Genomic DNA, 19,024 nt, shown 5'->3' on the forward strand with positions numbered 1-19,024 from the left:
GAGGACCCCACGAGTTCACCGGATGATCACCGGGGGTTCCCCCTCGGTGGCACCGTGGTCGGGCCGCCCGGTCCACCATGGGACGACGACGCCCCCGCACTCCCCCACCCTGGAGCAGTGATGTCCTCAGACACCGTCCTTCTCGACCGTTCCACGACCCCCGGCGTCGCCGATCCCGCGGTGCCGCTCATCGGTCCCGCCACGGGCCGCGCCCTGCACGTGATGAGTTACAACATCCGCTTCCACCACGGCGGCACGCACGCCGGGAACCCGGACCACTGGCCCGACCGCGCGCCCCGGCTGGCGCGGCTGCTGCAGCTCGAGCAGCCCACGCTGCTCGGGGTGCAGGAGGCCCTCCACCACCAGCTGCCGGCGGTGGAGCGGGCGCTGCCCGCCGGCTACCGGATGGTCGGCTACGGGCGCGCCGGTGGCAGCAAGGGCGAGTACTCCGCGATCTTCTACGACGCCCGGCGCCTGGAGCTGGTGGAGTGGGACCAGTTCTGGCTCTCCGGCACCCCGGAGCTCATCGGCTCCACCACCTGGGGCAACGACATCCCGCGCATCGTCACCTGGGGCCGCTTCCTGGACCGCGGCACCGGCACCGACCTCGTGCTCGTCAACACCCACTTCGACCACGACTCCGAGACCGCCCGGGACCGCAGCGCGGAGGCCCTGGTCGAGCTCGTGCACAGCTTCCACCCGAACACCCCCACCCTGGTCACCGGGGACTTCAACGCGGAGGCGGGGGACTCCGGGGCGTACGAGACCCTCGTGGGCTCCGGGCTGCTCGCCGACACCTGGACGGCCGCCGAGGAACGGCTCACCCCCGCGTGGGGCACCTTCCCGGACTACGGCGAGGCCGTGGAGGGCGAGGAGCGCATCGACTGGGTGCTGGCCGGCCCCGACGTCCGGGTGCGCCGCGCCGCGATCAACACCGCCCGCTTCGCGGGGGGCCACCCCAGCGACCACGCCCCGGTGCAGGCGCTCGTCACTCTCGACCAGGACTGAGCGCTACGGTCCCGCGGGACCGAGGGTGAGCGGGCGCCACGGGCGGGCGCCGTCGGCCTCCGCCCCCATCGACCCCACGGTCCGCGCGGTGCGCGCCAGGGACGCCGCGTCCTCCTCGCGGGAGCGGCAGACGTCCTCGGCCGGCAGCGCGCACCACCGGATCGGGTCCAGGGTGAGGATGTGCGGGGTCCACACCGGGTCCCCGGCCACCCATTCCCCGTCCTCGCGCGCGAAGGACATGCTGACCGTCAGGCCCTCGTTGTTGACCGGCACCCGGGTGGCGTGCTCCGAGACGCTGTTGCCCAGGCCGTGCACGATCCAGGTGTCCCCGCGCTTCTCGATCGGCAGCACCGAGTGCGTGTGGTGGCCGTAGACGAAGTCGAACTCCCCGCTGTCGGCGAGCGCGTGCGTGACCTCGAGCTGCTGCCGGTCGGGCGCCGAGGAGTACTCCTCGCCGGCGTGCACGGCGGCCAGCACGATCTCCGCCCCCGCCGCCCGGGCCGCGCGCGCCTTGCGGACCATCTCGGGGACGTCCAGCAGGTCCACGCGCCACGCGGCGTCCGGGACGTTGCCGTTGAGCCCGTAGGTGCCGGTCACCAGGCCCACCCGCACGCCGTCCGCGTCCAGGACCAGCGGCTCCCGCGCGTCCTCGGCGGCGCGGTACGTGCCGGTGGTCGCGATCCCGGCGTCCGCCAGGACGTCGAGGGTCCGCTCGAGGCCCTCCGGGCCGGCGTCCACCGCATGGTTCGAGGCCGTGGTGCACGCGTCGTAGCCGAGGTCCGCCAGCGCCGGGACGATCTGCGGCGGCACCTCGAACGAGGGGTACCCGGAGAAGGGGCCCTCGGCCGCGGCGAGCGGGGTCTCCATGTTGCAGACGGCGAGGCCGGCGCCCTCCGTGAACGGGCGCAGGCCCTCCACGAGCGGGCCGAAGTCCAGCTCCCCGTCCCCGTCCGCCTCGGCCTGCGCCCACAGCCCCGGGTGGAGCAGGACGTCGCCGGTGACCACGACCTCCAGCCGGTCCGGGGCCGGCTCCGGCGCCGCGGGGGCCGACGACGGCGCCCCGGTCCCGTCCGGAGCGCTCGCCGGCGGCCCGGCCGGCTCCGGGGAGCAGCCGGCGAGGACCGTCGCTCCCGCCAGGAGGACCGCTGTCAGGCCCGCCGCGGGGCCGCGGCGCACCGGCGGGAGGACACGACGAGAGCTCATGGACCGAGGGTAGGCCACCCCGGCGGGGGCCGCCCACCCGCGGGAGGTCAGGACAGGACCGTCGACCAGAGCCCCTCGTCCTCGGGACGGTGCGGGACCTCGGTGCTGGGCACCACCTCGGCCGGCGCCGGGTGGGCCCTGCCCTTCAGCGCGAGCATCTCCTCCAGGTCCTCCAGCGGGGTGGGCGAGTTGTCGGCCCGCAGGTCGACGTCGAGCAGCACGGGGTACTGGAAGCCCGCGAGCGTGTCGGCCACGAGCACCGCGGCGCTCTGCTGCCCCCGGCTGTCCCCGCCCGCGTCCCGGCCCGCGCGCAGGCAGGCCAGGAGCGCGCCGGCCATCTCGGTGCTGGTCGGCCCGGACCCCGTGAGCGCCTCGTCCATCGCGGCGCGCATCGACTCGACGACCTCCGGGCCGGTCAGGTAGTTGCCGATCACCACGAAGTCGGCCCCGGCCACGCCCCCCGCCCAGGGCGTGCACAGGCTGCCGGTGAGGTGGGCGCCGGGCCCCGCCACGGGCAGGACGGCCACCTGTCGCAGCGCCAGTTCCGGGTCGGCGTCGGTCAGGGCCGCGATCGCCTCCTCGGCCGTGCCCCCGTGGTGCAGGGTGCGGAGCATCTCGAAGCGCAGCCGCCGGTTGGTCCACGCCTGGGAGGCGACCACCCCGGCGGTGGGCACGAGGGCCGGCACGGCGTTGCCCACGGCGAGCGAGCAGCTCGCCGTGGCGGCGCCGAGCAGGCGGGAGTCCGCGCTCCGGGCGATCACGGTGTAGGTCACGAGCACCTCCTGGCCGGCACGTCCGTGCCGGCCGGTTCGTTGTCGATGGATGCCCCGCGCGGACCGGGGCGGGACGTCCTCCGCCCCGGCACGCCGGGCCCGCGGTGCTGGTGGCGGGCCGTCCCGGGTGCATAGGGTGGGACGACACCCACGACCGGGTGCGCACCGGCAGGGCGGCCGCACGGAGCACCTGCCGGGTGCTCCCGGGCGGACGGCTCATTCCTACCACCGGGAGGCGGCGGATGGCACGCGGAGCACGGATCGTCGCCCTGGGGAGCGCCGTGTGCCTCGCCCTGGGCGCCTGCTCGGCGGGCGAGGGCGTGGACCTGGCCGGGGCGGGGGACGTCGACACCGACGGCTACCTCGAGGTGGCCATCGCCGGGGAGCCCGATCAGCTCGACCCCCACAACACGAGCGCCTACTTCTCCTTCCAGATCCTCGAGAACGTCTACGACACCCTGGTGGAGCCCGACGAGAACCTCGAGATGCAGCCCGCCCTCGCCGAGTCCTGGGAGGTCAGCGAGGACCAGCTCTCCTGGACGTTCCACCTGCGGGAGGGCGTCACGTTCCACGACGGCTCCGCGTTCACCGCCGAGGACGTCGTGTACTCCTACGACCGGATCATCGACGAGCAGCTGGCCAACGCCTACCGCCTGGCCGCCGTCGAGGACGTGGTGGCGGTCGACGAGCACACCGTGCGCATCGACGTGTCCCAGCCCACGCCCGCCCTGCTCGCCGCGATCGGCGGGTACAAGGGCATGGCCGTCGTCGAGCGGCAGAACGTGGAGAGCGGGGACGTCCAGCTCGACCCGGTGGGCACCGGCCCGTTCGAGGTGGTGGGCAACTCCGCGAGCACGGCCGTGACGCTGCGGGCCAACGACGAGTACTGGGGTGACGGCCCCCACGTCCCGGGGGTCGTCTACCGGTTCATCTCGGAGGGCACCACGGCGCTCGCGGACCTCACCGCGGGCGAGGTGCACTGGACCGACTCCATCCCGCCGCAGCGGGTGAACTCGCTGCGGCGGAACCCCGACCTCGAGGTCGCCGGGGTCCCCTCGACCGACTACTGGTACGTGGCCATGAACCAGGCCCGCCCGCCCTTCGACTCCCTCGACGCGCGCCTGGCCGTGGCCCGGGCCATCGACCGGGAGGCGATCGCCCAGGTCACCTGGTACGGCAACGCGACCCTGAACCAGACCGCGGTCCCCGAGACGTCCGTGTGGCACCACGAGTACGCGCCCTTCGAGCAGGACCCCGAGCGGGCCCGAGAGCTCGCGGAGAGCTCCGGGCTGACCGGGGAGACCGTCGAGCTCATGGTCACCAACGAGTACCCCGAGACGGTCACGGCCGCCCAGGTGATCGCCGCGAACCTCGCCGACATCGGGGTGGCCACCGACATCCGGACCCTCGACTTCGCCACCTGGCTCGACGAGCAGGCCCAGGGGAACTTCGACATGCTCCTGCTGGGCTGGCTCGGCAACGTGGACGTCAACGACTACTACTACAACCAGCACCACTCCGAGGGCTCGAACAACGCCCAGGGCTACAGCAACCCCGAGGTCGACCGGCTCCTGGACGCAGGGCGCACCGAGACCGACCAGGACGCCCGCAAGGAGCTCTACGGCCGGGCGGCGGAGCAGATCGTGGACGACGCCAGCTACGTCTACCTGTACAACCCCGACGTGGTCCAGGCGTGGACCCCCGACCTGCAGGGCTACGAGGCCCGCCCGGACCGCGCCGTCCGGTTCAAGGACGTCCGGCTCGAGGAGGACACCGAATGAGCAGCCCGCTCCTGAGATTCCTCGTCAAGCGCCTGCTGCACACCGTGGTGGTGCTCTTCGGCGTGCTGGTCGTGGTCTTCGCCCTGCTCCAGCTCGTCCCCGGGGACCCCGTGCGGGTGGCCCTCGGCACGCGCTTCACCCAGGAGTCCTACGACGCCCTGCGCGAGGCCTCCGGCCTGGACCGGCCCCTGCTCGTGCAGTTCTCCGCCTACGTCGGCAACGCCCTCACCGGGAACCTCGGCGTGAGCTTCCGCAGCGGCGAGCCGGTCACCCTCATCCTGCTGGACCGGCTGCCGGCCACGGTGTCCCTCGGCCTCGCCGGCATCACGATCGCGCTGCTCATCGCGTTCCCGCTCGGCACCTGGGCCGCCCTGCGCCGCGGCTCCGCGGCGGACGGCGGGATCCGCGCCGTGAGCCAGTTCGGCGTGTCGATCCCCGACTTCTGGCTCGGCCTGATGCTGATCATCGTCTTCTCGACGATGCTCGGGCTGCTGCCGCCGTCCGGGTACGTGCCCTTCACGGAGGACCCGTGGGGCTGGCTCCAGCGGGTGATCCTGCCGGGTCTCGCCGTGGGCGTGGTCTCCGGGTCGATCATGACCCGCTACGTCCGCGCCGCGGTGCTCGACGTCGCCGGCTCCAACTACGTGCGCACCGCCCGGTCCAAGGGCCTGCCCCGCCGCACGGTCATCGGCCGGCACGTGATGCGCAACGCGCTCGTCCCGATCCTCACGGTGGCCGGCGTCCAGGCCGCCACGATGCTGGGCGGTCTCATCGTCATCGAGGTGGTCTTCGCGTGGCCGGGCCTGGGCCGGCTGGTCTTCGACGCCGTCGCGGCCCGCGACTACCCGGTGGTCCAGGGTACCGTGCTGCTGATCGCCCTGATCTTCCTGCTGATCAACCTGCTGGTGGACATCCTGTACGCCGTCGTCGACCCGAGGATCCGTGTGTCATGAGCAGCCCCGAGACGCCCTCGCCCGACCGCCGCGCCCCGGGCTCCGACGACGGCCGCACCGGGCCCGTCCCGCGGCCCGCCGAGCCGGCGGAGACCCCGGAGGAGGCCGCCCGCACCGGCACCCTGCGGATGCTGGTCTCGAACCGGGTCACGGCCGCCGGGCTGGTCATCCTCGTCGTCGTCCTCCTGCTCGCCGTGCTCGGACGCTGGATCGCCCCCTTCGGGGCGAACGACATCGACGTGGTCAACGCCCTGCAGCCGCCCTCGGGCGCGCACCTGTTCGGCACCGACGAGCTGGGCCGGGACGTGTTCTCCCGCGTGGTGCTCTCCGCCCGGATCTCGCTGACCGTAGGGCTCGTGGCCGTGGGCATCGCCCTGGTGGTCGGCGTGGCCCTGGGGCTCGTGGCCGGCTTCTTCGGCGGCTGGCTCGACACCGTCGTCATGCGCAGCGCGGACGTGCTCTTCGCGTTCCCCATCCTGCTGCTGGCCATGGCGATCGTGGCCGTCCTGGGCCCCGGGCTGACCACCGCGATGATCGCGATCGGGGTGGTCTACACCCCCATCTTCGCCCGCATCACGCGGGCCTCCACCCTGGCCGTGCGCGAGGAGCTCTACGTCACGGCTTCCCGGTCCATCGGCGCGTCCGACGGCCTCATCCTGCGCCGCCACGTGCTGCCGAACATCATGGGGCCCATCACCGTGCAGACCTCCCTCTCGCTGGCCTTCGCGATCCTCTCCGAGGCGGCGCTGTCCTTCCTGGGGCTCGGCGTCCAGCCGCCCGAGCCCTCGTGGGGACGGATGCTCTACGACGCCCAGGCCTTCATCTACGACGCCTGGTGGATGAGCGTGTTCCCGGGCCTGGCCATCTTCTGCACCGTGCTGGCGTTCAACCTCGTGGGCGACGGCATGCGCGACGTCCTCGACCCGCGGCAGCGGACCGCCGACGAGATCCGGAGGAGCGCCTGATGCGCACGACCGAGCCCCACCGACCCGCCGCCCCGGCGCCCGCCGACCGGGACGTGCTGCTCGACGTGCGGGACCTCGCCGTCCGGATCGGCCCCGCGGAGATCGTCAACGGCGTGTCCTTCACCGTCCCCCGGGGCGGGACCCTGGGCATCGTGGGCGAGTCCGGGTCCGGCAAGTCCATGACGGTGCTCGCGGCCACCGGGCTGATCGACTCCCCGCCCGCCCGGGTCAGCGGGCAGTCCCTGCTGGACGGTCAGGACATCGTGACGATGAGCCCCCGGCGGCTGCGCGGCGTCCACGGCAGGCGGGTCGGCTTCATCTTCCAGGACCCCTCCACGTCCCTGAACCCGGTGCTGACCGTCGAGCAGCAGCTCACGGAGGCACCGCGCTTCCACCTCGGCCTCACCCGCCGCGACGCCCGGCGCCGGGCGCTCGAGCTGCTCGAGGCGGTCGGCATCCCCGACCCGCCGTCCCGCCTCTCCTCCTACCCCCACCAGCTCTCGGGCGGGATGAAGCAGCGCGTGATGATCGCCGTGGCCCTGGCCTGCGACCCCGAGCTGCTCGTGGCGGACGAGCCCACCACCGCGCTCGACGTCACGACGCAGGCCCAGATCCTCGAGCGGGTCAAGGAACTGCAGGCCTCCCGGGGCATGAGCGTGATCTGGATCAGCCACGACCTCGGCGTGGTCTCGGGGATCGCGGACCGGGTGGCCGTGCTCTACGGCGGGCAGATCGTCGAGTCCGCTCCCCTCGAGGAGCTCTTCACCGACCCCCGCCACCCCTACACCCGGGGGCTCATGGCCGCCCGGCCGCAGACGGCCCGCGGCAAGGGCGAGCTCGCCGTGATCCCCGGCAGCCCGCCGGACCCGAAGCACCTGCCCCCGGGCTGCCTGTTCTGGGACCGCTGCCCCGTCCGCGGCGACCCCCGCTGCGAGACCGAGCGCCCGCCGGAGACCGTGGTGGGACCGGACCACGTCGCCCGCACCTTCTACGGCGGGGGCGCAGCCGGCGCCGACGCGGCGAGCACCGGCGTGGCGAGCACCGGCGCGGCCGGCGCCGGCCGGCGAGGAGGCTCCCGATGACCGGCGACCACCGGCCGCTGCTGAGCGTGCGGGACCTCCAGGTCCGCTTCCCCGTCCGCACCGACCGCGGCAAGGGCGTGGTGCAGGCCGTGGCCGGGATCGACTTCGACATCCACCGGGGGCAGACGGTGTCCCTGGTCGGCGAGTCCGGCTCCGGGAAGTCCACGGTGGCCAACGCGCTGATGCACCTGGTGGAGCCCAGCGCGGGGACCGTGCTGCTCGACGGCCGGGACGTCACCTCGGTGCGGGGCCGGGAGCTCAAGGCCCTGCGCCGGCGGATGGCCATGGTCTTCCAGGACCCCTTCGCGTCCCTGGACCCCCGCCAGCACGTCTCCCGCGCCGTGGCGGAGCCCCTCGAGGTGCACGGCCTCGGCGGGGACCGGGACGGGCGCCGCCGCCGGGTGGCGGAGCTGTTCGAGCAGGTGGGCCTCTCGCGCCGCTTCCTCGACCGGTACCCGCACGAGCTCTCGGGCGGGCAGCGCCAGCGCGTGTCCATCGCCCGGGCGCTCGCGGGCGAGCCGGACCTCATCGTCCTCGACGAGGCAACCGCGTCCCTGGACGTCTCCGTCCAGGCGCAGATCATGAACCTGCTCAACCGGCTGCAGGACGAGCTGGGGCTCACCTACCTGTTCATCGCCCACGACCTCGCGGTCGTGGAGCACATGAGCGACCACGTCCTCGTGATGTACCTCGGCCGGCTCATGGAGGACGGCGGCGTGCGGGACGTCTTCGACGCCCCCGCCCACCCGTACACCAGGGCGCTGCTCGCCTCGGCCCCGTCCGCGGACCCGGTGGCGGAGCGCCGCCGCAGGACCGCCCCGCTCGAGGGCGAGGTGCCCTCCCCCCTCGACCCGCCGTCCGGCTGCGTGTTCCGCACGAGGTGCCCGTGGGCGGCCGAGGAGTGCGCGCGGACGGTGCCCGCGCCCGTCCCGCCGCCGGGCGCCCCGGGGACCCCGCCCACCGGCCCGCGGCGTGCCAGCCGGGCACACCTCGCCGCCTGCATCCGGCTGCCGGAGGTGCAGGCGTCCACGCGCGGGGTCTCGCGGCCGGAGGACTCCGCCACCCCCGACGGGCCCGGGATCACGGCACCGCCGTCCTCGTCCCGGCGGGCGCCCTGGGCGGGTCCCGGTTCCTGAGCCGGGTCCCGCCCGGGGCGCCGTCCGGGCGGGGCGTCCTGCCCCCGTGCGGCACACGGCGGTCGGCCGGGACGGGAGGCCGCGGCGGGTCATACGCCCGGCTGGTCGGGCGGTGCCGGAGGCCCGTCCTCCTGGGGCGGGTCCTCGCCCAGGAGGGATGTCCCGGCGGCCGCCGCGATCCCGCGCTGCAGCGCGGCCCAGTTCTCGGCCACCTGGATCCGGGAGTCCAGGACGTGGATCAGCGCGGTGTCCTCCTCCATGCCCACCATGAGCGTTCCGGGCATCAGGCTCACCATGGCCAGGGCGACCTGCCGCTGGTGCCCCGGCTCCAGGAGGAGGGGGTGGCGCTGCACCTCGGGGAGCACGTCCACGCGCCGGGCCAGGATGCGGCGGCTGACGTCGAGGCCGCCCAGCACGGAGTGGACGAGGAACCAGACGACCAGCCGGACCGTGGGCCAGGCCCGGGAGACCCAGCGTCCTCGCGGTGCCGCCGGCGGGGAGAGCCGCAGGCTGAGCGCGAGCGCCACCGCGCCGGCCACCACCCCGTAGTACCAGCCGGGCGAGTCGCCCTCGGTGAGCACCCACCACAGCAGGCCGAGCAGCGCCCCGCGGACCACCACCGCCCGGGCCCACCTCACGGGACCACCGCCAGTGCCACGGCCGTGCCGGTCACCAGCAGGAGCAGCGCCACCCCGCTGCCGGACCAGGAGTGCACCGCGCGCACCGCCGACCCGACGGCGGCGATCCTCCGGGGCCCCGGCCGGAGCCGGCCGGCGGCAGCCCGCACCGCGGCCCGGGTCCGTGCGGCGCCCTGCTCGGCGCGGACCGCCGAGCGGCCGATCCGCCGCAGCACGCGCTCCTCCGGCACCAGCAGGTCCCCGGGGGGCACGGTCCGCCCGTCGGGGTGCGCCGCCCACGCGGGGACGGCGTCCCGTGCCGACAGCCGCCACCACGAGGCACCGATCGCCAGGCCGAGCAGGATCGGCCACGAGGCGCCCCAGAGGGTGACGGGCTCGATCCCCGGGTAGGCCGCGATCGGCACCCACTGCCGCGTGAGGGTCCACGGCAGCGTGATCCCGGTCAGCACGATGAACAGCCACGCCCACAGCTCGGCGTCCGGCCGGTGCCGGGGCCCGCGCTCGCTCCGCACCAGGAGCAGCCCGAAGCGCAGCAGCAGCAGGGTGGAGCCCGTGGCCACGAGCGGCAGGAGCTGCGTGAGGTCCAGGCCCGCGACGGTGACGCCCTCGACGGCGTTCTTGGCGGCGTACTTGCCCACCGCCCCGGAGCTGAACGGCGCCCCGGCCACGGCGAGCGCGGCCCCGCACAGCCCCAGCACGGCCAGCGGGGCGGTGCGGGCGGCCCCGAAGTGCTTCCACACCGGCACCCCCAGGAACAGCGCGCCCTTGGCGAGGCCGTGGTGCACGCTGTACACCACCGCGGCCCCGATGCACGCCTCGGCCAGCTCCGGGACGGCCAGGGCCACCCCGACCAGGGCGGTGAGGAACCCCATCTGGCTGATCGTGGAGTACGCGAGCACGACCTTCGGGTCCGCCTGCAGGTCCCCCGCGGGCACGGCGAGGAACGCGCCGAGCAGGGCGAGCAGCACCAGGGCCGTGCCCCAGCGCTCGAGGGCGACCTCGCCGAGGGGCAGGAACCGGAGCCAGCCCACCAGGCCGGCCTTGACCATGGCGCCCGAGAGCACCGCGCTGGCCGCCGGCGGGGCGGCCGGGTGGGCGAGGGGCAGCCACACGTGCAGCGGGAGGGCGCCGGCCTTCACACCGAAGCCCACCAGCAGCAGCCCCACGATCCAGTGCAGGTGCTCGGAGCCGGCCGCGGCCGCCGGGGCGTCCGCGAGGCGCATCCCGCCCGCGGAGACGACGAGCAGCAGGGCGCCGAGGATCGCGGACTCGCTCAGCACGGTCAGCACGAGGTAGACGCGTCCCGCGCGCCGCGCCTCCCGGGTGCGGTGGTGCACCACGAGCCCGTAGGCCGCGAAGCTCATGAGCGCGAAGCACAGGTAGAAGGACACGGCGTCCGCGGCCGCGACGACGCCCAGGTTCCCCACCAGGCTCACGAGCAGGAAGCCCGTCAGCCCGGCGGAGCCGATCCCCTCCGCCGGTGCGGGCCGCAGCCACGTGGTCGCCGCGAGCGCCGCCCCATAGAGCAGCGCGCCCGTGAGCACCAGGGGCCGTGCCACCGGGTCCAGCTCCCAGGACACCCCGAACAGCATCCAGGGCACCTCGAGCACCGGGCGCCCGGCGGGCCCGTCCTGCGGCAGCAGCGTCAGGAGCACGAACGGGACCACCGCCGGCGGGGCGCAGCGGATCAGGCGCCGCCGGGTGCGGGCGGCGCGCTCCGGGGCCGCGAGCCCGCTCACGGCCAGGGCCGCGGTGAGCACGAGCGGATAGAGCAGGGCGAGGGACCACAGCGCGACGGTCATCCCGGGTGCGCTCCTTCCGCGATCAGCAGGGACAGCCACAGGGGCGAGTACGGGACGCCCGCGAGCACGCCGGCGGCGAGCGACAGGGCCGCCGTCGTCAGGACGGGGACGAGCAGGGCGCCCGGCGCCTCCCGCAGGGGACCGCCGCGGCCGTGCGCCGGGGGCCCGGCCCCGCCGCTCCCCGCGCCCTCCGGCTCCCGGAACCACAGGGCGTAGACGGCCGGCAGGAAGTAGGCGGCGTTGAGCAGGGCGCTGAGCAGCAGCACCCCGACGATCTCGGGGTGCCCCGCGTCCAGGGCGCCGCGCCCGAGCTGCCACTTGGAGATGAAGCCCGCGACCGGCGGGAGGCCGATCATCCCGAACGCGCCCACCGTGAAGGCGGCCGCGGTCAGCGGCATCCGGCGCCCCACCCCGGCCAGCCCGGCCACGGTCTTCACGCCCAGGACCTCCGCGAAGATCCCGGCGCAGAAGAACAGGGTGATCTTCATCAGCCCCTGGTGGACCAGGTGGACCAGGCCCCCCGCGGTCGCGGCCTCGCTGAACATGGCGATGCCCATGGTCACGTAGGACACCTGGCTGACGGTCGAGTAGGCCAGGCGTCGTTTGAGGTCCTGCTGGCGCAGGGCGAGGACGGAGCCGAAGATCACCGTGAAGGCGGCCAGGGCCAGCAGCGGGCCGAGGAGCCCGAGCGCGTGGGCCAGCTCCACGCCGTAGACGTCGTCGACCACCCGGACGATCCCGAAGACCCCGGCCTTGACCACGGCCACGGCGTGCAGCAGGGCGCTGACCGGGGCCGGCGCCACCATGGCCCGGGGCAGCCAGCCGTGCAGCGGGAACAGGGCGGCCTTGACCCCGAGCCCGGCCACCATGAGCACGAAGGCGAGCACGGCGCCGGCCGGGTCCTCCGCGGCGAACACCCGGACCGCGGCGGCCCCACCCGCCGTGAAGTCCACCGGCCCGGCGCGGACGCTCAGCAGCGCCACCCCGGCGAGCAGGCTGAGCCCGCCGGACAGCGTGTAGAAGAGGTACAGCCGCGCGGCACGGACCGCCCCGGCGGTCCCCCAGTGGGCCACGAGCGGATAGGTGGTGATGGTGAGCAGCTCGAAGAAGACCAGGAAGGTCACGAGATTGCCCGAGAAGGAGATGCCCACCGTGGCGGCCACGCACAGGCTGAAGAACCCGAAGAACCGGCTCCGGTGGGAGTACTGCTCGAGGTAGCCGATGGCGTACACGGTGGTCAGCAGCCACAGCACCGCGGAGAGGCCCGCGAACAGCAGGGAGAGCGGCTCCGCCCGGAGGACGAGGTCGGTCCCGGGGAACAGGCGCGTGCGCCACTCCGGCCGGGCCCCGGCGACCACGACCGGCACGAGCGCGGCTACCAGCCCGAGCTTGGCCACGGCGGCGGCGAGGTTGAGCGCCGAGCGCGACCGGACCTGGTCCTCGCGGAGGAAGAAGATGACGGTGCCGGGGACAAGGGAGATCAGCACCATGACCAGCGGGACCACGCTGGGCCCGGTGGCGGCGAAGCCGCCGGTGCTCATGGCCCACCCCCCGGTGGGACCGCCGGGCTCACGAGCTCGGTGAGGACCGGGCCGCCGAGGCCGGCGAGCAGCGGGACGAGCGCCAGCGCGAGCGGAACCCAGCGGACCGGCAGGGACGCCGAGCGGGACGCCGGCAGCGGCAGCGCCCCGGCCTGCGGCTCGCGCAGCATCACCGTCAGGGGCTTGAGCAGGTACGCGGCCGAGAGCAGCCCGCCGCCGACCACCACCGCGGCCCAGCCCCACTGCCCGCTGCCCACGGACGTCAGGACGAGCTGCCACTTGCCCGCGAAGCCGAGGCTCGGCGGCAGGCCGGCCAGCGTCACCGAGGCGACGCCCATCGCCATGACCACGGAGGGAAGGGGCCGCGCGACGCGCGCCAGGGCCGGCAGCGAGTCGGTGCCGTAGACGCTCCTGAGCGTCCCGGCCGAGAGGAACAGCGAGGCCTTCGCGAAGCCGTGGCCCACGGCCAGGGCCGCCGTCCCGCCCCACAGCGCCCGCAGGGCCTCGGGATCGTGCGCCGAGGCCGTGGAGAGCGGGAAGAGCAGGAACAGGTAGCCCATCTGCACCACGGTGGAGTAGGCCACGACCTGCTTGAGCCGCTGCTGGGCCAGGGCCATCGTGCCGCCCCAGAGCACGGCGAGGGAGCCGAGCAGACCGAGCAGCACCGCCACCGTGGGCTCGGGCCCCAGGACCCAGAACCACATCCGGACCAGCACGAAGAACGCCGCCTTGACCACCAGCCCGGAGAGGATCGCGCTCACGGCGGTCGGCGCGGACCCGTGCGCCGGCGGCAGCCACGCGTGCATCGGCACGAGGGCGGCCTTGAGGCCCAGCCCGGCGACCAGCAGCACCGCGGCCCAGCGGTTGTCCCACCCGGCGCCCGCCAGCCGGTCGCCGGCCGCGAGGAGGTCCAGGGTGCCGGCCTGCGCGTACACGAGGGCGACCACCACCAGGAGCAGCGTCGAGCCCAGCACCGCGACCAGCAGGTAGCGCAGGGCCGGGCCCCACGCCTGCCGCCCGCCCAGGGCCACGAGCCCCACGGCGGCGATCCCCACGACCTCGAGGGCCACGTACGTGTTGAAGAGGTCCCCCGCCACGTAGACCGCGTCGAGGCCCGCCCAGGTGGCGAACCAGAGGGGCCAGAAGCGGGCGTCGTCCCCGGTGGCCGCGCGGTCGGAGGCCGCGTACACGGTCACGCCCGCGCCCACGAGCGCGGTCAGCAGGAGGAAGACCGCGCTGAGCCCGTCGGCGTGCAGGGCGATGCCCAGGGGCGAGCCCCACCCGGCGAGGTCGTGCGCCGCCGTGCCGGAGCCGGCCACGTGCACCACGAGCGCCAGCGCTGCCGCGGCCACGGCGGCCGCGCCCAGCAGGCCCACCGGAGGCAGCCACCGGCCCGGCAGGACGGCCGTGAGCACCGCGAGGGCCAGCGGGGCGAGGACCACCAGGCCGAGCAGCGCGGAGGGGTCGCTCATCGGCCGTCCTCCTCCCCGGCCGGCCCCCAGGGGTCCGGCGGAGCCTCACCAGGGTCCGCCGGTGCCTCCTCGGTGCGCCGCAGCAGGACCAGCCCCACCCCGGTGAACGCCACGGTGATCACGATGCCCGTGAGCACCAGGGCGTGCGGCACCGGGTCGGGCGGGTCGGAGCGGGCCGCCAGAACCACCAGGGACAGCAGGGCCCCGCTGCCGGCCACGTTGAGGCAGATGAGGCGCACGAGCGGGTCGCGTGCCAGCAGCAGGCGCACGCACCCCAGGACGGTCAGGGCCGCGGCGACGCACAGGTACCACTCGAGGACGCTCACGGGGGGTCCACCCGCTCCCGGCCCAGCGCCAGGAAGACCACGGTCAGCGCCGTGCCGATGCTCAGGGCCAGCGTCGTCTCCACGGCCACGATCGCCCATCCGGCCCACGCCGGGTCCAGGGCCAGCCACGCGCCGCCCGTCGCCGGTCCCCAGGCCGCCACGGCGAGGAAGACCAGGAGACCGGCCACCAGGGCCGCGCGCAGCAGCCCGCCGTGCCGCGGCGACGGGCCCAGCCCGGCCGTGTCCATGAGGATCAGGGCGCCGGCCAGCACCGCGCCCGCCTGGAAGGCCCCGCCGGGCCGGTCCGAGCCCGCGAACAGCACCCAGGCCGCGATCAGGAGCAGCGCCGGGGAGATCACCCGGCAGAACCAGACGAGGGTCTCCGGCTGCCCGGCCGCGGCGACGGAACGGGTCCGGCGGGCCGCGGCGACCGGTCGGCCGGACCCGGTCCCCAGGGTCACGGCGACGGCCAGGACCGCGACGAACAGCACGGCGATCTCCAGGAGCGTGTCGTAGGAGCGGAAGTTCAGCAGCACGGCCGTCACGGGGTGGTCGACCCCCGACTCGCCCGTCCGCCCGAGCACCTGCTCGGTGAGCCCCGTGCGCCCGCTCCTGACGGCCCGCACGAGCGCCACCGCCAGACCGGCGCCGAGGAGCACACCGGCCGTCACCCCGAGCACGGCCGTCGCCACCGGCCGCCGGGAGACCGGGCGGTCCCTGTCCGGGGCGCCGCGCCCGCGGGTCACGATGTCCACGAACAGCGCTCCGGTCACCCCCGTGCCGATCGCGGCCTCCGCCAGGGCGACGTCCGGGGCGCCGAGGCGGGTCCACAGCACGACCAGGAGCACCCCGAGGACCAGGAAGGACACGGTGGCGCTCATCCGGCGCCGCGGCGTCACCGCCGCGACCGCCCCCGCCAGCACGGCCAGGCCGAGCAGGACGTCCAGGGCCCGGAGCGGCTCGTCATTCATCGACGGCCTCCCCCGCCGGGCGCAGCCCCTCGCGCCGGGCCAGCAAGGAGGCGACCACCGGAGAGGCGAGCATGGCCAGTGACCAGATCACGAGCAGCTTGGCGGCGGCGCCCACCGAGCCCGCCTGGACGGCCAGCCCGGCGATCACCAGGCCCAGGCCCAGGTTGTCGGCCTTCGTGAGCGCGTGCAGCCGGGTGCGCAGGTCCGGCAGCCGCAGCAGACCGAGGGTGCCGATGGTGAAGAAGGCCGTGCCGGCCACGACGAGGACGGTCGAGAGCAGGTCCAGGGCCAGGTCCGCGGTCACGGCTCCTCCGCCTCCGCGCGCAGCCGGGACACCGCCACCACCGCGGCCAGCGCCATCATGACCAGGGCGGCGTCGCGCAGGGCCGACACGCCCGTGCGCACGGACAGCACGGCGAGGAGCCCTGCCCCCGTGGTGCCCGAGAGGAGGACGCCCAGGAGGCGGTCGCGGTCGGTCGGGCCGCGCAGGACCCGGACCAGGCAGAGCAGGAGGTTGGCGCCGAGCACCACGGCGACCCCGTCGAGGACCGGCCCGATCATGGCGGGGCGCCTCGCGGACGGGCGGCGCGGACGACCGGTGACCGGACGGCCGGCCTGCCGTGGGCGGCTCCGTTCCCGGATCGGCGACGGGCGTCGTAGCGCATCGTGCTCCTCGGGACGGAGGGTCGATCCCGACCCTACCAGCCGGATCCGGGGCCTGCCGGGCCCCGCCGGACCGTCCGGCCGGGCGGCCCGGCTGAGTGTCCCGGATCACACCGTGCGCGCCGGCCCCCCCTAGACTGGGAGGCATCCCGACCCGCCACCACGAGAGGACGTGGAGCAGACATGGCCAGCACACCGTCCGTCCCCGGAGCCCCGTCGACGCAGCGCAGCAGTCCCCGGCCGAGCGGCGGGGAGGACGCCGAGCACCGCTCCCCCGGGGAGGAGGCGCCCCCGGTGCACGCCAAGACGCACCGGATCAGGTGGGCCGGGCTCGTGGTCGGCCTGGTCCTGGCCTTGCTGGTCTATGTCGTCATGCCCGCCGACCTGGCCCACCCCGCCAAGCTCACCGCCGCCACCGCCGTGCTGATGGGCGTGTGGTGGATGACGGAGGCGATCCCGATCCCGGCCACCGCCCTGCTCCCGCTGATCGTCTTCCCCGTGCTCGGGGAGGACGTCGCCGTGGACGACGTCGGCGCCTCCTACGGCAGCAACATCATCTTCCTGTTCATGGGCGGGTTCCTGCTGGCGCTGGCGATGCAGCGCTGGAACCTGCACCGCCGGATCGCCCTGCGGACCGTGCGCGTGATGGGCACCAAGCCGGCCCAGATGGTGGCCGGGTTCATGCTGGCCACCGCGTTCCTCAGCATGTGGGTCTCCAACACGGCCACCGCCGTGATGATGCTGCCCATCGGGGTGTCCGTGCTGCTGCTGCTGCCCAAGCTGCTCGAGGACTCCGGTGCGTCGGCCGGCGGCACGGACGGCGGCGCGCTGGAGGACGCCAACCTGGAGGGCGCCGACCCGCAGAGCGCCGAGGTGAAGGAGGCGGTCATCGCCTCCAACTTCGGCACCGCGCTGATGCTGGGCATCGCCTACGCCGCCTCGATCGGGTCCCTCAGCACGATCATCGGCACCCCGCCGAACACCCTGATGGTCGGCTACCTCCAGGAGGCGCACGGCATCGACGTCGGCTTCGGCCAGTGGATGCTCGTGGGCGTGCCGCTGTCCGCCGTCATGCTCGTCGTCGCCTGGTTCCTGCTCACCAAGGTGCTGTTCAGACCGGAGATCGACGAGATCCCCGGCGGCCGGAAGCTCATCGACCAGGAGCTGGAGAAGCTCGGCCCCATGTCCACCGGGGAGAAGCTGGTGCTCGCGATCTTCGCGCTGGCCGCGCTCAGCTGGGTGTTCGTCCCCATCGTCTTCGACTCCCCGCCCATCAGCGACGCCGGCATCGCCATGGTCGTGGGGCTGCTGCTGTTCCTGCTCCCCGCCGGGGCCCGGCGGGGGGTGCGGCTGCTGGACTGGGAGTCCGCGGTGAAGCTGCCGTGGGGCGTGCTGCTGCTCTTCGGCGGGGGGCTGGCCCTGTCCGCGCAGTTCACCTCCTCCGGCCTGACCGACTGGATCGGGCAGGGCGCCGCGGCACTGGGCGCGGTGCCGGTCGTCCTGGTCGTGGCGATCTTCGCCGCCGGCATCCTCTTCCTCACGGAGCTGACGAGCAACACCGCCACGGCGGCCACGTTCCTGCCCGTCTCCGGGGGCGTGGCCCTCGGCCTGGGACTGGACCCCGTGCTGCTGGCCATCCCGGTGGCCCTCGCGGCCACGTGCGCGTTCATGCTGCCGGTGGCCACCCCGCCCAACGCCATCGCGTTCGGCTCCGGCTACGTGACCATCGGGCAGATGATCAAGGGCGGGCTGTGGCTGAACCTCGTCGGGATCGTCCTGATCACCCTCCTGACCATGACGCTGGGCGTCTGGGTGTTCAGCATCGTGTACTGACCGGCCCGCCCCACCGGGCGGGCGCACGGCGGCCCCGGCCTCAGGAGGCGGGGCCGCCGTCGTGCTCGAGCTCGGCCAGCACCGGGAAGTGGTCCGAGGCCCACACCCCGCGCGGGCGCTCGGCCAGGACCCGGGCGTCGAGCACGCGGACCGGGCCGCCGTACAGGATCCAGTCCAGGCGCGGCGTCCTGCCACCGGGCTCCCGGTAGCGGGGGAAGGTCCCCGCGGCGTCCGGGGGCAGGGTGTCCCGCAGCCCTCCGGCGAGCGCGGCGTCCCAGGTGCGGGAGCGGCCGGCGGCCGCGTTCATGTCCCCGAGGAGCACCAGGGGGCCGTCCCACCCGAGGATGAGGCCCTGGAGCGCGGCCAGCTGGCGCAGCCGCGCCCGCTCCGGCCACGGGTCGAGGTGGGTGGCACCCACCCGCCAGGCCACTCCCGTGCGCCGGTCCGTGAGGTCGGCCAGCACCAGGGTGCGGGGGAAGAGGTCCCCCGGCACCTTCGACCCCGGGACCTCCGGCAGCGCGGACAGCCACCGCTGCTGCCAGTGCTCGATCCGGAAGCGGGCGGTGTCCACGGCCAGCAGGCACCGCTCGCCGCCGCCGTCGGCGTCCCGGCCCCCGCCCAGGAGGACGTGGTCCGGGCCCAGGGCCTGCCGGACGTGGTGCAGTTGCTCCGGGAGGACCTCCTGGAGGGCGGCCAGCTCCGGCCGGTGGGCCCGGAGCACGGCCTGCACGGCGGGGGCCCGGGTGAACCACGCGTCCGGCGCCGTCCGGCCGTACTTCGGCAGGGGACGCCGGACGTTGAAGGTCATGGCCGTGAACGCGCCCCGGCCCCGCGGACCACGGGGGTCGGCGGGGCCGGGGCGGGCGTGGGCTGCCAC

Annotated in this window: 18 protein-coding genes; 7 read left to right on the top strand and 11 right to left on the bottom strand. The window is 74.9% G+C overall.

Features of this window, described 5'->3' with window-relative positions:
- Positions 1–120 precede the first annotated feature (120 nt).
- Positions 121–1,008, top strand: a complete 888-nt coding sequence (locus RF647_RS16395; protein WP_368812668.1) for an endonuclease/exonuclease/phosphatase family protein — start codon at positions 121–123, stop codon at positions 1,006–1,008.
- 3 nt (positions 1,009–1,011) lie between these two features.
- On the opposite strand, the gene RF647_RS16400 is transcribed toward RF647_RS16395, so the two are convergent.
- The gene (locus tag RF647_RS16400) at positions 1,012–2,211 is read right to left on the bottom strand and encodes a CapA family protein (RefSeq protein ID WP_368812669.1); all 1,200 of its coding nucleotides are present in this window, start codon (positions 2,209–2,211) and stop codon (positions 1,012–1,014) included.
- A 47-nt stretch (positions 2,212–2,258) separates the two neighbouring features.
- Positions 2,259–2,984: a DUF1028 domain-containing protein gene (locus RF647_RS16405; protein ID WP_368812670.1), complete on the bottom strand. Its 726-nt coding sequence runs from the start codon at positions 2,982–2,984 to the stop codon at positions 2,259–2,261.
- Between the two features lie 242 nt (positions 2,985–3,226).
- Between RF647_RS16405 and RF647_RS16410 the strand changes: the two genes are divergently transcribed.
- Genes RF647_RS16410 through RF647_RS16430 form a run of 5 tightly spaced genes read left to right on the top strand, consistent with a single transcriptional unit; the run spans position 3,227 to position 8,901 of the window.
- A complete protein-coding gene (locus RF647_RS16410; RefSeq protein ID WP_368812671.1) occupies positions 3,227–4,765 on the top strand; it encodes an ABC transporter substrate-binding protein in 1,539 nt (512 codons plus the stop codon).
- A complete protein-coding gene (locus tag RF647_RS16415) occupies positions 4,762–5,718 on the top strand; it encodes an ABC transporter permease (protein ID WP_368812672.1) in 957 nt (318 codons plus the stop codon). Before RF647_RS16410 ends, RF647_RS16415 begins: the two co-directional genes overlap by 4 nt.
- Entirely contained in the window at positions 5,715–6,683 is a 969-nt protein-coding gene (locus tag RF647_RS16420; protein WP_368812673.1) for an ABC transporter permease, read from the top strand. Before RF647_RS16415 ends, RF647_RS16420 begins: the two co-directional genes overlap by 4 nt.
- Positions 6,683–7,765, top strand: a complete 1,083-nt coding sequence (locus RF647_RS16425; protein ID WP_368812674.1) for an ABC transporter ATP-binding protein — start codon at positions 6,683–6,685, stop codon at positions 7,763–7,765. The genes RF647_RS16420 and RF647_RS16425 overlap by 1 nt, the downstream gene beginning before the upstream one ends.
- Entirely contained in the window at positions 7,762–8,901 is a 1,140-nt protein-coding gene (locus RF647_RS16430) for an ABC transporter ATP-binding protein (RefSeq protein ID WP_368812675.1), read from the top strand. Before RF647_RS16425 ends, RF647_RS16430 begins: the two co-directional genes overlap by 4 nt.
- A gap of 89 nt (positions 8,902–8,990) precedes the next feature.
- On the opposite strand, the gene RF647_RS16435 is transcribed toward RF647_RS16430, so the two are convergent.
- The 8 genes from RF647_RS16435 to RF647_RS16470 are packed head-to-tail and all read right to left on the bottom strand — an operon-like array spanning position 8,991 to position 16,212.
- The gene (locus tag RF647_RS16435; RefSeq protein WP_368812676.1) at positions 8,991–9,539 is read right to left on the bottom strand and encodes a Na+/H+ antiporter subunit E; all 549 of its coding nucleotides are present in this window, start codon (positions 9,537–9,539) and stop codon (positions 8,991–8,993) included.
- Positions 9,536–11,341 (bottom strand): proton-conducting transporter membrane subunit, encoded by a 1,806-nt coding sequence (locus tag RF647_RS16440; RefSeq protein WP_368812677.1) that lies wholly within the window; start codon positions 11,339–11,341, stop codon positions 9,536–9,538. The genes RF647_RS16435 and RF647_RS16440 overlap by 4 nt, the downstream gene beginning before the upstream one ends.
- Positions 11,338–12,882: a complex I subunit 5 family protein gene (locus RF647_RS16445; protein ID WP_368812678.1), complete on the bottom strand. Its 1,545-nt coding sequence runs from the start codon at positions 12,880–12,882 to the stop codon at positions 11,338–11,340. The genes RF647_RS16440 and RF647_RS16445 overlap by 4 nt, the downstream gene beginning before the upstream one ends.
- On the bottom strand, positions 12,879–14,354 hold the full coding sequence (locus RF647_RS16450) for a complex I subunit 5 family protein (protein ID WP_368812679.1): 1,476 nt from the start codon (positions 14,352–14,354) through the stop codon (positions 12,879–12,881). The genes RF647_RS16445 and RF647_RS16450 overlap by 4 nt, the downstream gene beginning before the upstream one ends.
- Positions 14,351–14,680, bottom strand: coding sequence for an NADH-quinone oxidoreductase subunit K (locus tag RF647_RS16455; protein ID WP_368812680.1), 330 nt, complete (start codon positions 14,678–14,680; stop codon positions 14,351–14,353). The genes RF647_RS16450 and RF647_RS16455 overlap by 4 nt, the downstream gene beginning before the upstream one ends.
- Positions 14,677–15,651 (bottom strand): hydrogenase subunit MbhD domain-containing protein, encoded by a 975-nt coding sequence (locus RF647_RS16460; protein WP_368812681.1) that lies wholly within the window; start codon positions 15,649–15,651, stop codon positions 14,677–14,679. Before RF647_RS16460 ends, RF647_RS16455 begins: the two co-directional genes overlap by 4 nt.
- Positions 15,644–15,955, bottom strand: a complete 312-nt coding sequence (locus RF647_RS16465) for a cation:proton antiporter (RefSeq protein WP_368812682.1) — start codon at positions 15,953–15,955, stop codon at positions 15,644–15,646. Before RF647_RS16465 ends, RF647_RS16460 begins: the two co-directional genes overlap by 8 nt.
- Positions 15,952–16,212 carry a monovalent cation/H+ antiporter complex subunit F gene (locus RF647_RS16470; protein WP_368812683.1) on the bottom strand — a complete coding sequence of 87 codons (261 nt, stop codon included), beginning with the start codon at positions 16,210–16,212 and terminating at the stop codon, positions 15,952–15,954. Before RF647_RS16470 ends, RF647_RS16465 begins: the two co-directional genes overlap by 4 nt.
- Positions 16,213–16,497: 285 nt before the next feature.
- Between RF647_RS16470 and RF647_RS16475 the strand changes: the two genes are divergently transcribed.
- Positions 16,498–18,147 (top strand): DASS family sodium-coupled anion symporter, encoded by a 1,650-nt coding sequence (locus RF647_RS16475; protein WP_368812684.1) that lies wholly within the window; start codon positions 16,498–16,500, stop codon positions 18,145–18,147.
- 40 nt (positions 18,148–18,187) lie between these two features.
- Here the strand turns inward: RF647_RS16475 and RF647_RS16480 are convergent, their stop codons facing one another.
- Positions 18,188–19,024: an endonuclease/exonuclease/phosphatase family protein gene (locus RF647_RS16480; protein ID WP_368812685.1), complete on the bottom strand. Its 837-nt coding sequence runs from the start codon at positions 19,022–19,024 to the stop codon at positions 18,188–18,190.

This window comes from Kocuria sp. CPCC 205263 (genome assembly GCF_040981075.1).
GTDB classification, from domain to species: domain Bacteria; phylum Actinomycetota; class Actinomycetes; order Actinomycetales; family Micrococcaceae; genus Kocuria; species Kocuria rosea.

Excerpts from the sequence above, each read along its gene's own strand:
- RF647_RS16395 (WP_368812668.1), top strand. The coding sequence starts at position 121 with ATGTCCTCAGACACCGTCCTTCTCGACCGTTCCACGACCCCCGGCGTC.
- RF647_RS16400 (WP_368812669.1), bottom strand. The coding sequence starts at position 2,211 with ATGAGCTCTCGTCGTGTCCTCCCGCCGGTGCGCCGCGGCCCCGCGGCG.
- RF647_RS16410 (WP_368812671.1), top strand. The coding sequence starts at position 3,227 with ATGGCACGCGGAGCACGGATCGTCGCCCTGGGGAGCGCCGTGTGCCTC.
- RF647_RS16415 (WP_368812672.1), top strand. The coding sequence starts at position 4,762 with ATGAGCAGCCCGCTCCTGAGATTCCTCGTCAAGCGCCTGCTGCACACC.
- RF647_RS16420 (WP_368812673.1), top strand. The coding sequence starts at position 5,715 with ATGAGCAGCCCCGAGACGCCCTCGCCCGACCGCCGCGCCCCGGGCTCC.
- RF647_RS16425 (WP_368812674.1), top strand. The coding sequence starts at position 6,683 with ATGCGCACGACCGAGCCCCACCGACCCGCCGCCCCGGCGCCCGCCGAC.
- RF647_RS16430 (WP_368812675.1), top strand. The coding sequence starts at position 7,762 with ATGACCGGCGACCACCGGCCGCTGCTGAGCGTGCGGGACCTCCAGGTC.
- RF647_RS16440 (WP_368812677.1), bottom strand. The coding sequence starts at position 11,341 with ATGACCGTCGCGCTGTGGTCCCTCGCCCTGCTCTATCCGCTCGTGCTC.
- RF647_RS16445 (WP_368812678.1), bottom strand. The coding sequence starts at position 12,882 with ATGAGCACCGGCGGCTTCGCCGCCACCGGGCCCAGCGTGGTCCCGCTG.
- RF647_RS16450 (WP_368812679.1), bottom strand. The coding sequence starts at position 14,354 with ATGAGCGACCCCTCCGCGCTGCTCGGCCTGGTGGTCCTCGCCCCGCTG.
- RF647_RS16460 (WP_368812681.1), bottom strand. The coding sequence starts at position 15,651 with ATGAATGACGAGCCGCTCCGGGCCCTGGACGTCCTGCTCGGCCTGGCC.
- RF647_RS16470 (WP_368812683.1), bottom strand. The coding sequence starts at position 16,212 with ATGATCGGGCCGGTCCTCGACGGGGTCGCCGTGGTGCTCGGCGCCAAC.
- RF647_RS16475 (WP_368812684.1), top strand. The coding sequence starts at position 16,498 with ATGGCCAGCACACCGTCCGTCCCCGGAGCCCCGTCGACGCAGCGCAGC.